General features: G+C 67.7%; 10 protein-coding genes and 1 pseudogene. 3 read left to right on the forward strand and 8 right to left on the reverse strand.

Annotation, left to right across the window (positions count from 1 at the left end):
• Positions 1–17: 17 nt before the first annotated feature.
• Positions 18–1,367: pseudogene (locus AB0I19_RS25100) on the reverse strand (VWA domain-containing protein); the annotation flags it as partial.
• A 204-nt stretch (positions 1,368–1,571) separates the two neighbouring features.
• Here AB0I19_RS25100 and AB0I19_RS25105 point away from each other — a divergent pair.
• On the forward strand, positions 1,572–2,261 hold the full coding sequence (locus tag AB0I19_RS25105; protein ID WP_357151659.1) for a nitroreductase: 690 nt from the start codon (positions 1,572–1,574) through the stop codon (positions 2,259–2,261).
• Positions 2,262–2,338: 77 nt separating this feature from the next.
• Here the strand turns inward: AB0I19_RS25105 and AB0I19_RS25110 are convergent, their stop codons facing one another.
• From AB0I19_RS25110 to aceE, 7 genes are all read right to left on the reverse strand, one after another.
• Positions 2,339–2,794 carry a helix-turn-helix domain-containing protein gene (locus AB0I19_RS25110; protein ID WP_357151661.1) on the reverse strand — a complete coding sequence of 152 codons (456 nt, stop codon included), beginning with the start codon at positions 2,792–2,794 and terminating at the stop codon, positions 2,339–2,341.
• 78 nt (positions 2,795–2,872) lie between these two features.
• Complete coding sequence (locus tag AB0I19_RS25115; RefSeq protein ID WP_067487425.1) at positions 2,873–4,318, reverse strand: carboxyl transferase domain-containing protein; 1,446 nt, start codon at positions 4,316–4,318, stop codon at positions 2,873–2,875.
• A 106-nt stretch (positions 4,319–4,424) separates the two neighbouring features.
• A complete protein-coding gene (locus AB0I19_RS25120; protein WP_067487248.1) occupies positions 4,425–5,675 on the reverse strand; it encodes a KasA/KasB family beta-ketoacyl-ACP synthase in 1,251 nt (416 codons plus the stop codon).
• 11 nt (positions 5,676–5,686) lie between these two features.
• On the reverse strand, positions 5,687–5,986 hold the full coding sequence (gene acpM, locus AB0I19_RS25125; RefSeq protein ID WP_019046010.1) for a meromycolate extension acyl carrier protein AcpM: 300 nt from the start codon (positions 5,984–5,986) through the stop codon (positions 5,687–5,689).
• Between the two features lie 82 nt (positions 5,987–6,068).
• On the reverse strand, positions 6,069–6,983 hold the full coding sequence (locus AB0I19_RS25130; RefSeq protein WP_067487246.1) for an ACP S-malonyltransferase: 915 nt from the start codon (positions 6,981–6,983) through the stop codon (positions 6,069–6,071).
• Positions 6,984–7,110: 127 nt separating this feature from the next.
• Positions 7,111–8,412, reverse strand: coding sequence for a helix-turn-helix domain-containing protein (locus AB0I19_RS25135; RefSeq protein ID WP_174552191.1), 1,302 nt, complete (start codon positions 8,410–8,412; stop codon positions 7,111–7,113).
• A gap of 44 nt (positions 8,413–8,456) precedes the next feature.
• A complete protein-coding gene (gene aceE / locus AB0I19_RS25140) occupies positions 8,457–11,240 on the reverse strand; it encodes a pyruvate dehydrogenase (acetyl-transferring), homodimeric type (protein WP_133734062.1) in 2,784 nt (927 codons plus the stop codon).
• A 297-nt stretch (positions 11,241–11,537) separates the two neighbouring features.
• On the opposite strand from aceE, the gene AB0I19_RS25145 reads away from it, so the two are divergent.
• Positions 11,538–12,095 carry a hypothetical protein gene (locus AB0I19_RS25145; protein ID WP_357151663.1) on the forward strand — a complete coding sequence of 186 codons (558 nt, stop codon included), beginning with the start codon at positions 11,538–11,540 and terminating at the stop codon, positions 12,093–12,095.
• A 118-nt stretch (positions 12,096–12,213) separates the two neighbouring features.
• Positions 12,214–12,636, forward strand: a complete 423-nt coding sequence (locus AB0I19_RS25150) for a DUF3052 domain-containing protein (protein WP_067487242.1) — start codon at positions 12,214–12,216, stop codon at positions 12,634–12,636.
• Positions 12,637–12,692 lie beyond the last annotated feature (56 nt).

A 12,692-nucleotide genomic window follows, 5' to 3' on the forward strand; every position in this document is an offset into this window, starting at 1 on the left:
CACGCCCCGATTGCGCGTCAGGCGCGGACTGCCGTCGACCCCCGGCCACAGTCGCCCGCCCCCGGACCGTGCGTGGTGTGCCCCGGCCGCGCCCGTAGGAATCGGGTCAGGACCGGGCGGACCCGGTAGAAGACGAACTCGCCGGATTGCAGTGTGTCACCGAACTTTCCGCTACCCGGCAAGGTCGCCGCGACGGTGAAGGAGCCACCGCGCCGCGATCCGGGCGTTCCATCGAACCCGAGGCGTCGAGGATGATCATGGTCGGCGCGTATTCGGCGGGATCCGCCTGCGCCGGTACGGGCAACAACAACGGGGCCGGTCACCGGCTGGACCGGCCCGCCCGGGTCGGTGAAGGTGACGGGCGTCGGAGTCGCCGCGGGCCCGGGATCGGTGACGCCCGGTTCGATCCCGATCAGGATCTCCATCGGCAGGCGAGCGGGCGCACCCGCCGAGGCCAGGTCCCAGTTCACCTCGAAGTAGTAGCGGCCGCCACCGCTGCAGGTGCCGCTCGACTCGGCGGCGCCGTCGAACGTGGTGGCGACGGTGAGGGCGACACCGTCGCTGGAGCGGGTTTCGAGTTCGCGTTCGCGCTTCCCGCAGTCGGTGCCCTCGCGATCTCGGACGCGTAGTTCGAGGGCGTTCATGTCCTCGGTGGTCGAGACATCCTTCGCGCGGGGGAACGACACGATGCCGGTGAAATGGGCGGTGGCGCCTTCAGGCACATCGACGGCGTAGTACCGCTTCTCGTGCCGGCCGATCGTGTCGAGGTACTGGCCCGCCTTCGCCACCGGCGCCGAACCGTACTCGGCGGCGCCGGTGATGGGCGTTCCGGTGGCCTGGTAGTTGCGCAGGGCGGTGGAACTCACGCGGGGCAGGACGCGCTCGAGGGCGGCGCCGTCGGCGGCGTCGGTGTAGGTGCCGCCTGTCGCCTGAGCCATGCAGGTGAGCTGGGCGCGGGCTTTGTCGTCGACGGCGAAACCGATCGCGTGTACGACGAGATCGAGGCCCGCGCGCTTCAGTTCGGCGGCGACTTCGCACGGGTCGGGCGGTGCGCACGTGTCGTCACCGTCGGAGACCAGCACGATGGAGCGCGGTCCCGAATCAGGCAGCGCGTCGGCGGCCTGACGCAGCGCGGTACCCATCGGCGTCCAACCCCGCGCCTGGATGCCGTCGACGGCGGTGGTGAGCGCGGCCTTGTCCAAGGTGTTCGGCTGGTGCAGCACCTGCACGTCCTGGCAGCCCGCGGCCTTCTCCGCCTCGGTGTTGCCGGTGCCGGTGCCGTAGGTGGTGAGGCCGACCGAGGCCTGCGCGGGCGCCGAATCCACGAAGGTGCGCACCGCCTGTTTGGCCGCGTCCATCATGGTCCCTTCGGCGTCGCCGTGGTCGTGGTCGTGCGCCGCCGAGCCTGATCCCTCCCGGACCCCTTCTCGCGCCCCTGCCGTGCCGGTCGCCGATCAGAACCCGCCCCCCCTGAATCTTCGTGGCGCGGGCGGGTTCCGCGTTTCCGCCCCGACTGCTAAGTTGGTCTCAAAATGAGACCAGTTCTCACGACCGACCGAGGGAGCCGCGCGATGGCGCCGACCGACCACCCCGATTTCGCCGCCCTACGGCGCCTGGCCGACGAACGCTGGACCTGCCGCCAGTTCAAGCCCGATCAGGTCGACCGCACCACGATCGAACAACTCCTCGCCCTCGGACAGCGCACCCCGTCCTGGTGCAACACCCAGCCATGGCAGATCGTCGTGACCACGGGCGACGGCACCGACCGGTTCCGCAAGGAACTGCTTGCCCACATCCAAACCGCCGCCAACACACCGGATTTCGAATTCCCGGCCGCCTACGAAGGCGTCTACCGCGAACGGCGGCGCGCCTGCGGTTTCCAGCTCTACGACAGCGTCGGCATCGTCAAGGGCGACCACGAGAAGACCATGCGTCAGATGGTGCGCAATTTCGAACTCTTCGACGCACCGCACGTCGCGATCGTCACCTCCGAGGCCGACCTCGGCGTGTACGGCGCCATCGACTGCGGGCTGTGGCTGGAGAACTTCCTGCTCGGCGCCCAGGCTCTCGGCCTCGGCGCCGCGCCCCAGGCGGCGCTTGCCTCCTACTCCCCCTTCATCCACGAGTACTTCGGCATCCCCGACACCCGCAAGGTCGTCTTCGGCGTCTCCTTCGGCTATCCCGACCTCGACCACCCGATCAACGGCTTCCGCACCGCCCGAGCCCCCCTCGACGACCAGGTCACCTGGCACACTTCCTGAATTCGAGATCATCACGCTCTGGTGGCGGCATCGCCCGAGAAGCGGCTGCCACCAGAGCGTGGTGATCGGTTGACCAGTCAGGCGACGCCGGTGATGCCGGGCCCCGCCTGCGGATCGATATCGCGGGCGGTGACCTCGGCGTGGCACGCGTCGCAGGTGAGGTGGACGTGGGCTTCGCCGGTGCAGTCGTGGTGGCGGTATTCGACCGGTGGGCCTTCGGGGGCCATATAGGCGTCGCCCCAGTCGCGGATGGCCATCAGGATCGGGTAGATGGCGTGGCCTTTTTCGGTGAGGCGGTATTCCTCGTAGGCGCCGTCGTCGACGGGACGTTTGACGAGGATCTCGTGCTCGATGAGGCGATCGAGTCGGTCGTGCAGGCGGCTGCGGGAGATGCCGAGTGCGCTCTGGAAGGCGTTGAACCGGCGGACACCCGCGAAGCAGTACTTCAGGATCAGCAGCGTCCAGCGGTCACCGAGGATCACCAGGGGCCGCGTGATGGAACACGGGGCATCGGCAAGCTCCTCATAACGCACCCTGCCATTATGCGCCGCGGTGCTGTGCGGACAGGAAAACGGCCGCCTCGACGACGAGGCGGCCGTTTCCCGGTCAGCTCACAGCGGGATGTTCTTGTGGTGACTCTTGCGGGCAGGCGCCGAGGCCAGCGCCGCGGCGAGGGTGCTGCGGGTCTTGGCCGGGTCGATCACCTCGTCGACCACGCCGATGGCGACGGCGCGTTCCACTCCGCCCGCGATCCGCTCGTGCTCGGCGGTGAGCCGCTCGTGCAGCGCCTCACGCTCCTCTTCCGGTGCGGCGGCCAGCGCCTTCTTGTGCAGGATGCCGACCGCGGCCTTGGCGCCCATCACGGCGACTTCCGAACCGGGCCAGGCGAATACGGCGGTGGCACCGAGGGCACGCGCGTTCATGGCGATGTAGGCGCCGCCGTAGATCTTGCGGGTCACCAGGGTGACGCGCGGAACGCGAGCCTCGGCGAAGGCGTGCAGCAGCTTGGCGCCGCGACGCACCACACCCTCGAGTTCCTGACCGACACCCGGCAGGTACCCGGGAACGTCGGTGACCACGATCAGCGGAATGCCGAACGCATCGCACAACCGCACGAAACGCGCTGCCTTCTCGGCACTTTCGGAGTTCAGGCAGCCACCCAGACGCAGCGGGTTGTTGGCGAGCACACCGACGGTGCGCCCACCGAGGCGGCCGAGACCGGTCACCATGCTGCGCGCGTAACCGCCCTGCAGCTCCTCGAACGACGACTCGGTCGCGCCGTCGGGCGACTCCACATTGTCGAGCAGCTCGTGGATGATCGGCTTCACGTCGTAGGCGCGCTTGGCCGACTCCGGCATCATCGCCTTGAGGTCGACATCACCGTGCGCGGCCGCGACCAGGTCGAATTCGCCCTGCTCGGCGAACATCGACACCAGCCTGCGGGCGCGGTGCAGCGCGTCGGCCTCGTCGTCGGCGGCGATATGGCAGACGCCGGACTTCTTGAAGTGTGTGGTGGGACCACCGAGGGTCTCCATGTCGACGTTCTCGCCCGTCACCGAGCGGACCACGTCGGGACCGGTGACGAACACGCGGCCCTCGGGCGCCATGATGACCACATCGGTCAGCGCGGGGCCGTAGGCGGCGCCGCCGGCGGCGAAGCCGAGCACCACCGAAATCTGGGGAACGAGCCCGGACGCGCGGACCATGGCCTCGAAGACCAGCCCGACCGCGTGCAGCGCCTCGACACCCTCGGCCAGGCGTGCGCCGCCGGAGTGCCACAGGCCGACCACGGGGATGCCGGATTCGATGGCGGTGTCGATCGCGTCGACGATGTGCTTGCAACCCTCGACGCCCATCGCGCCACCCATCACGGTGGCGTCGGAGCAGTACGCGACGGTGCGGACACCGTCGACCTCGCCGATCGCGGCGAGCACACCGGAGCGGTCGCGGGGATGCAGCGGCAGGATCGTGCCGGGGTCGAAGAAGCGCTGGAGCCGGCCGAGCGGGTCACGCGGGTCGGTGACCGAATCCTGAAACGCGGGAGCAATGATGGTCATCGCGTCCACTCCTACCTTCGTTGTCGAAAATCTCTCGGCCTCCGCCGGATCACGGCGGAGGGTCGAACCATTCAGTTGGCCGACCCCCCACCGGGAAATCCGTGCGTCAGGCCCGACCGAAGGCGAGCGCGACGTTGTGCCCACCGAAGCCGAAGGAGTTGTTGATCGCGTACTCGATTTCCTGGCGACGGGCTTCCCCGTGCACCACATCGAGATCGATCTCCGGATCCTGGTTGTCCAGGTTCAGCGTCGGCGGAACGATGCCGTCCCGAATCGCGAGCACAGTGAGCACCGACTCGAGGGCGCCGACGGCACCGATCGAGTGACCGAGTGCCGACTTCGGCGCGTACACCGAAGCGTGGTTACCCACCGCCAAGTTGATCGCGTTCGCCTCGGCGGTATCGCCGATGGGAGTCGCGGTCGCGTGGGCGTTGATGTGGGTGATGTCGCGCTTGGTCAGACCGGCGGTCTGCATCGCGCGGGTCATCGCCCTGGCCGCACCGGTGCCCTCGGGATCGGGGGCGACCAGGTGGAAACCGTCGGAGGTGATGCCCGCACCCAGCAGACGCGCGTGGATGGTCGCACCGCGAGCCTTCGCGTGCTCCTCGGTCTCGATCGTCATGAGCGCGCCCGCTTCGCCGAAGACGAAACCGTCACGATCCTTGTCGAACGGACGCGAAGCACCCTTGGGGTCGTCGTTGCGCGTGCTCATCGCCCGCATCATGGAGAACGCCGCGATCGGCACCGAGTCGATGAAGCCCTCGACGCCACCGGTGACGACCATGTCGGCGTCACCCATCACGATCATCCGCCACGCGTTGGCGATGGCCTCCGAACCCGACGAGCACGCCGAGACCGGAGTGACCACTCCCGCCCTGGCCTTCAGCTCTAGACCGACGACCGCCGACGGACCGTTCGGCATGACCATCTGAACAGCCAGCGGCGAGATCTTGCGATAGCCGCCGTTCTTCAGCTTGTCGACCGAGTCGATCAGCGCGTCGCCGCCACCGAGGCCGGTACCGATCGCGACACCCAGGCGGTCGTGGTCGACCTCCGGGCTGCCCGCGTTCTTCCACACCTCGCGACCGAGCACGGTCGCCAGGCGCTCGACATACGCCATACGGCGGATCTCGACCCGGCTCAGGAGGGTGTCGGGGCTGACTTTCAGGTGACCGCCGATACGCACCGGCAGGTCGTATTCCTCGATGAAGGAATCCTCGAGAACGTCGATTCCGCTCTCACCGTTGAGGAGTCCCTTCCACGTCGCATCGACATCACCCGCGATCGACGTGGTCGCCGCCATGCTGGTGACGACGACGTTGGGGAAATTCCCGTTCAAGGTGGAAGGAGTGGTCACTGGTTCAGCCTCTACTCGGCGTCGAACTTGGCCTTGAGCTCCGCGGCGGCGTCGGAGTTCTCCGCCTCGAGCTTCTGGATGTAGGAGACAGCGTCACCCACGGTCTTCAGGCTGGCGAGATCCTCGTCGGGGATCTTGACGCCGTACTTGTCCTCGGTCTGCACAGCGATCTCGACCATGGACAGCGAGTCGATGTCCAGGTCGTCGACGAAGGACTTCTCGATGGTCACTTCGGAGGGTTCGATACCCGTAACCTCTTCGATGATCTTGCCGAGTTCTTCGACGATCTGTTCCTGGGTCAGAGCGGCCACTTTGGTGGCTCCCTTCTTGTTTCTCATTTGTAGGGTCTTGAACAGCCGACGCACTTCGTCGTGCGCGACCGCCGGGGGAAAGCTAGCCCGCGGAGGTGAGTCCGGCCAACGCGGGGAGGTCTTCGGGAGTCTTGAGGGCGAGGTTGGGGGTGCCCTTCAGTTCCCGTTTGGCGATGCCGACCAGGGTGCCCGCCGGTGGCAGTTCGGCCACCGCCGAGACGCCCGCGGCGCGGACAGTCTCGGTGCACAGGTCCCAGCGCACGGGACGGGTGACCTGCGCGGCGAGCTTGTCGATCGCGTCGGCGCCCGAGGTGACCGGTTGCCCGTCGAAGTTCGACAGCAGCGTCCGGATCGGGTCGCTCGGCGAGATCTGGGCGATGGCATCGGCGACAGCTGCCTGTGCCGGGGCCATGAAAGCGGTGTGGAACGCACCGGCGACGGGCAATGCGCGGACCCGTGCCTTCTCCGGCGGGTTCGCGGCGAGCTCCGCCAGAGCTTCCAGGCGGCCCGCCGCGACGATCTGGCCTACCGCGTTGCGGTTGGCCGGGACGAGATCGAGTTCGGCGAGCCGTGCGAGCACGGTGGCTTCGTCGCCACCGAGCACCGCGGACATGCCGGTCGGTTCCTGCGCACACGCCTTGGCCATCTCCCGGCCGCGGATGGCGGCCAGGCCGACAGCCTCGTCGGGGGTGATGACGCCCGCGACAGCGGCCGCGGCGAATTCGCCGACCGAATGCCCGGCGACGATCGTATCCGCAGGAAGGGTTTCGGGGGCGATTTCGGCGAAGGCCAGCAGCGCGGCCGCGACCACGAGCGGCTGCGTCACCGAGGTGTCGACGATCTCCTCCGCCGTCGCGGTGGTGCCGAGACGGACCAGGTCGAGGCCGGCGGCCTTCGACCACAGCTCGAGGCGATCAGCCGCACCGGGGAGTGCGAGCCAGGGCGTGAGCATGCCGGGTGTCTGGGACCCCTGTCCAGGGGTGAACAACGCGATCACCCCCTAAGAAAACACTGTGACCCCCGCCGCACGAGATGTCGGCGCGAATGAAGGTTTGGAACGCGTTTTGTAGGGGTCCCACAAAATCCGAGGTGGGGCGTCCGGATCGACCGATTCGCGAATCCCGTTACAGGGGGTCGTGAGCCATTGGGGTTGACGGGGTTTCCGTGACAGAAGTGGATGATTCGTTATGCGTTCGTGTCAAACGGCCCACTGTGGCCGCGATCCGGAGCACATACGCGTCGCGGGGATTGAGCGGATCACGTCCGGTCACCTCGCCGATTCGCTTGAGGCGATACCGGACAGTATTTGGATGGACGTACAGCTGACGCGCGCACGTTTCTACTGCTCCGCCACAATCCAGGTAGGCGTCCAATGTGTCGGACAACGAAGATCCGGCCGACGCCAACGGGAGGACAACATACTCGTTCAGCGCCTCTATCGCAGCTCTATCGCCCAGCAAGGCCCGTTCCGGTAACAACTCCGAGGCGTGAACGGGCCTTGGCGCGCCTCGCCACCCGACAACGGCCTCCATTCCGGCCAATGCCTCGATGGCGGAGGCGTGCGCGGCGCCGAGGGTGCGCATGGTCGGGCCGATCACCACCGGACCGTCGGAGAACACCTCGGCGAGCAGATCCGACAGGAACGGCGAACCGATCCCCGCGTCGCCCAGGTGCCCGCTGACCACCATCACCAGCCGCGCGCCCTGCACGACCGCGAGCGCGGCGCGACCGTGCCTGGTCGCGATGGTGTGCACCGCCCCGACCGTCGACACACCCTGGTCCTGCGGCGGGGTACCCACAAGCACCGTTGCCGGTGCGGTGGCGTCCCAGTTCAACGTGGCGGCCCGGGAGAGCATGTCCGGGCCCGTGTCCCCGCGCACCACCGCATCGACCACCAGCGCCTCGAGGCGGGTGTCCCAGGCGCCCCGCGATTCGGCGGCGCTCGCGTACACCGAGGCGGCCGCGAAACCGAGCTCACGCCCGTATCGCAGCACCGCCTCGGTGAGCGCGACCAGCTGCCGGTCGTTGCGGGCCAGGGCGGGCAGCCACTGTTCGAAGAAGTCCATGGCCACCCGGACCATGTCCACGGTCTGGCGCAGCGTGAGCCGCCGCGCCAGATCCTGCGGAATCACCTGGAAGGCATCCAGGCTGAAGCGGATGTCGGACTCGGGATCCTGCAACCACTCCAGGAAGTTCACCACCGCGGTCTGCACCAGCATCTGGACGCCTGCCCGCTGGGCGGCGTCCAGATCGGCGAAGAACGGCAGCCGGTCCTGCATCGCGCCGACCGCCTCGGTCGACAGCCGACCCGAGAACTGCTTGACCCGTCGCAGCAGCGTGTCGGGCAGCGGGTCACGGGTCTGCCGGTTCGGGGACAGCGCCCCGGTCGGCAGGTAGACCTCGTGCGTGCTTGTGCCCTCGGTGATCCGACGGGGCCGCGGCGGTTTGCGCTCCACAGTCCAATAGTCCGCTACGCCAGTTCCTCCGGTGCGTCCGCACTCGGCTTCGGCGCGGCGGACACATCGTCGATGCGGTATTTCGCGGCCGCTTCCACCGCCTTGGCCTTGTCGAAGGTGCCGTCCTTCACCAGGCCTTCGAGCACCGCGACGACGATGGACTCCGCGTCGACGTTGAACACCCGGCGGGCGGCGGGACGGGTGTCGGAGAAGCCGAACCCGTCGGTGCCGAGGGTGATGTAGTCGCCGGGCACCCACTGCCGGATCTGATCGGGAACCGCGCGCATCCAGTCGGTGGCGGCCACCACCGGTCCACGTGCCGAGGCGAGCGCCTCGGTGACGTAGGCGACGCCGGGGTCGGCATCGGGGTGCTTGAGCGCGTGGATCTCCTTCTCGACGGCTTCCTTGCGCAACTCGCCGAACGAGGTCACCGACCACACGTCGGCGGCCACATCCCACTCCTGCGCCAGGATCTGCTGGGCGCGCAGACCGGCGGGCACGGTCACGCCGGAGACCAGGATCTGGGCGCGCACCTCGCCCTCGCCACCGCGCTGGTACAGGTACAGGCCCTTGAGCAAGCCGGCCACGTCGAGGTCGTCGGGCTCGGCCGGTTGCTGGTAGGGCTCGTTGTAGAGCGTGATGTAGTAGAAAATGTTCTCCCCGCCGAAGGTCCCGGTCTCCTGCGGGTGGGTGCCCGGCAGCGTGCCCGGGTCCGGGTTGCCGCCGCCGTACATGCGGCGCAGACCGTCACGCACGATGTGGGCGATCTCGAACGAGAACGCCGGGTCGTAGGTGACCACGGCCGGGTTCGTCGAGGCGAGCAGCAGCGAATGCCCGTCGTTGTGCTGCAGGCCCTCACCGGTGAGCGTGGTCCGCCCGGCCGTCGCCCCGAGGACGAAGCCGCGGGCCAGCTGGTCGGCCGCGGCCCACAGGCCGTCGCCGGTGCGCTGGAAACCGAACATCGAATAGAAGATGTAGAGCGGGATCATCGGCTCGCCGTGCGTGGCGTACGCGGTGCCCGCCGCCGTGAACGACGCGGTCGAACCGGCCTCGTTGATCCCCTCGTGCAGGATCTGGCCGACGTTGCTCTCCTTGTAGGCGAGCATCAGTTCCGCGTCGACGGAGGTGTAGAGCTGGCCGTTGCGGTTGTAGATCTTCAGCGACGGGAACCAGGAGTCCATGCCGAAGGTGCGTGCCTCATCCGGGATGATCGGCACGATGCGCTTGCCGATCTCCTTGTCGCGCAACAGTTCCTTCATCAACCGGACCAGCGCCATCGTGGTCGCCACGTTCTGCTTGCCCGAGCCCTTGCGCACCGAGCGGTAGGCCTCGTCACCCGGCAGCGTCAACGGCTTTGCCGCACTTCGCCGTTCGGGCAGGTACCCACCGAGCGCCTTGCGCCTGGCCTGCATGTACTGGATCTCCGGCGCGTCCTGGCCGGGGTGGTAGTACGGGGGCAGGTACGGGTCCTTCTCCAGTTCCGCGTCCGAGATCGGGATGCGCTGCAGATCGCGGAAGTCCTTGAGGTCCTGCAGCGTCAGCTTCTTCATCTGGTGGGTGGCGTTGCGGCCCTCGAAGTGCTTGCCGAGGGTGTAGCCCTTGATGGTCTTGGCCAGGATCACCGTGGGCTGGCCCTTGTGCGTCATCGCCGCCGCGTACGCCGCGTAGACCTTGCGGTAGTCGTGGCCGCCGCGCTTGAGGTTCCAGATCTCGTTGTCGGACATGTTCTGGACCAGCGCCTTGGTGCGCGGGTCGCGGCCGAAGAAGTGATCGCGCACGTAGGCGCCGTCGTTGGCCTTGTAGGTCTGGAAATCGCCGTCGGGGGTGGTGTTCATCAGGTTCACCAGGGCACCGTCGCGGTCGGCGCCGAGCAGCGCGTCCCACTCCCGGCCCCAGACCACCTTGATGACGTTCCAGCCCGCGCCGCGGAAGAACGACTCGAGTTCCTGGATGATCTTGCCGTTACCGCGCACCGGTCCGTCGAGGCGCTGCAGGTTGCAGTTGATGACGAACGTCAGGTTGTCGAGCGCCTCGTTGGCGGCCACCTGGATCAGGCCGCGCGATTCGGGTTCGTCCATCTCGCCGTCGCCGAGGAACGCCCACACGTGCTGGTCGGAGGTGTCCTTGATGCCGCGATCGTGCAGGTAGTGGTTGAACCTGGCCTGGTAGATCGCGTTCATCGGGCCCAGGCCCATCGAGACCGTCGGGAACTCCCAGAAATCGGTCATCAGGCGCGGATGCGGGTAGGACGGCAGGCCCTTGCCGAGGCCGCCGTGGCTGTATTCCTGGCGGAACCCGTCGAGCCGGTCGGTGCTCAGGCGACCCTCGAGGAACGCGCGCGCGTAGATGCCGGGCGAGGCGTGGCCCTGGATGTAGATGTGGTCGCCGCCGCCGGGGTGGTCCTTGCCACGGAAGAAGTGGTTGAAACCCACCTCGTAGAGCGCCGCCGACGAGGCGTACGTCGAAATATGCCCGCCCACACCGATTCCGGGACGCTGCGCGCGATGCACCATGATCGCGGCGTTCCAGCGGATCCAGGCGCGGTAGCGGCGCTCCACCTCCTCGTCGCCGGGGAACCACGGCTCGTTCTCGGTGGGGATCGTGTTGACGTAGTCGGTGGAGGTGAGCGCGGGAATCGACACGCGACGCTCACCGGCGCGTTCGAGCAACCGCAACATCAGGTAGCGCGCGCGGCCCGGGCCTTCCCGGTCGAGCATCTCGTCGAAGGACTCCAGCCATTCGCTGGTTTCCTCCGGATCGATATCGGGTAGATACGATGCCACGCCTTCGCGGATCACCCGCACGCGTTCCCCGGTGGGTTTGGCACCGGGCGCCGCGGGGTCGGTCGGCGAATCGGAAGAAGCTGCAGAGTGGATCAGGTCGGTCAAATCTGCTCCTCGTACTGGGGGCTGAACTGCTTGTCGGCGTCGCGGTCCCCGGGCTTGCCCGCTTGGTGTGCGGAGCACCCGTCTCGAAAGGTTCGGGCGACCCCCATCCTTGCCGAAAGGGTCGCCCAGGTCATCATCTCAGCAGGAAATCCACTAGATTCGCGATGGACCTACCGGTCAGTGAAGTGAGAGGGAACGGGTTCGACGATGAGGGTGCCGCACGCGCGCAGACTCGGGCTGATCTGTGCATCGGTCGCGGTGATCGCCGGTTCGGTGATCGCCGGGTGCGCCCAGCAGGTCACCGGTAACCCGACCACCGACCCCGCCGAAGTCGCCGCCTACAAGACCGAGGCGGCCGCGTCGTCCTCGGCGGCCGCGTCCTCACGTGCGGCGGCCGCCCGGACCAAGGCCATCGAGGACAACTGCGGCCAGTTCCCCACCACCACCGGTGCGGGCGTCACCGCCTACAACGACTTCGTGAAAGCCCACGACGAGAACGCCCCCGACTACGCCGCCAAACGCGAGGCCGCGGCAGTCGCGCTCGACACCGCCGCGACGACCGTCGAGTCCGGTGTCGCCGCCGCCGCGGGCGCCCTGCCGACCGAGCTGGCCGACAAGTTCACCGCCTATGTCGTCGCCGCGCGCGAGCTGTCCGCGGAGACCCGAAAGATGACATACAGCTCCGCGGTCGGCGGTCTCAACGATGCGAGCCGCAAAATCAATCAGGCGCGTACCGAGGTACAACAGGCCTGCCCACAGCGCTGAATTCACGTCGCCGACACGCGGCGTACGGTACCGATTCATCCGATCGGCTTGCGCTGCGGCCGATAACCATGTTCGCTTGCACGTATCTTACTGTCGGCAGTTTAGGGAGGACACCACCGTGGTCGCCGCGGCGGACGCGCAGAACTACGCTCAGAAGCTTGGCATTTCTCACGGCTTGGTTGTTCAGGAATTGGGCTGGGACGAGGACACCGACGACGCATTGCGCGCCGAGATCGAGGAGATCACGGGCGGCGAGATGGTCGACGAAGACTCCGACGAGGTCGTCGACGCCGTCCTGCTGTGGTGGCGAGAAGGTGACGGCGATCTGGCCGACGAGCTGATGGATGCCATCAGCCCGCTGGCCGACGAAGGGTTCATCTGGGTCCTCACCCCCAAAACCGGTCAACCGGGCCATGTCGATCCGAGCGAGATCGCCGAAGCCGCACCCACGGCCGGCCTGACCCAGACATCAACCATCAGCCTCGGCAGCTGGACGGGCTCGCGCCTGGTTCAGCCGAAGGCACCGTCCAAACAGCGCTGAAACCGCCGTTCGCTAAGGTCTCAGCCGGACGAGAACGCTCGGCTGAGACCCGACAC

The organism is Nocardia sp. NPDC050413 (genome assembly GCF_040655475.1).
GTDB lineage: Bacteria > Actinomycetota > Actinomycetes > Mycobacteriales > Mycobacteriaceae > Nocardia > Nocardia coubleae.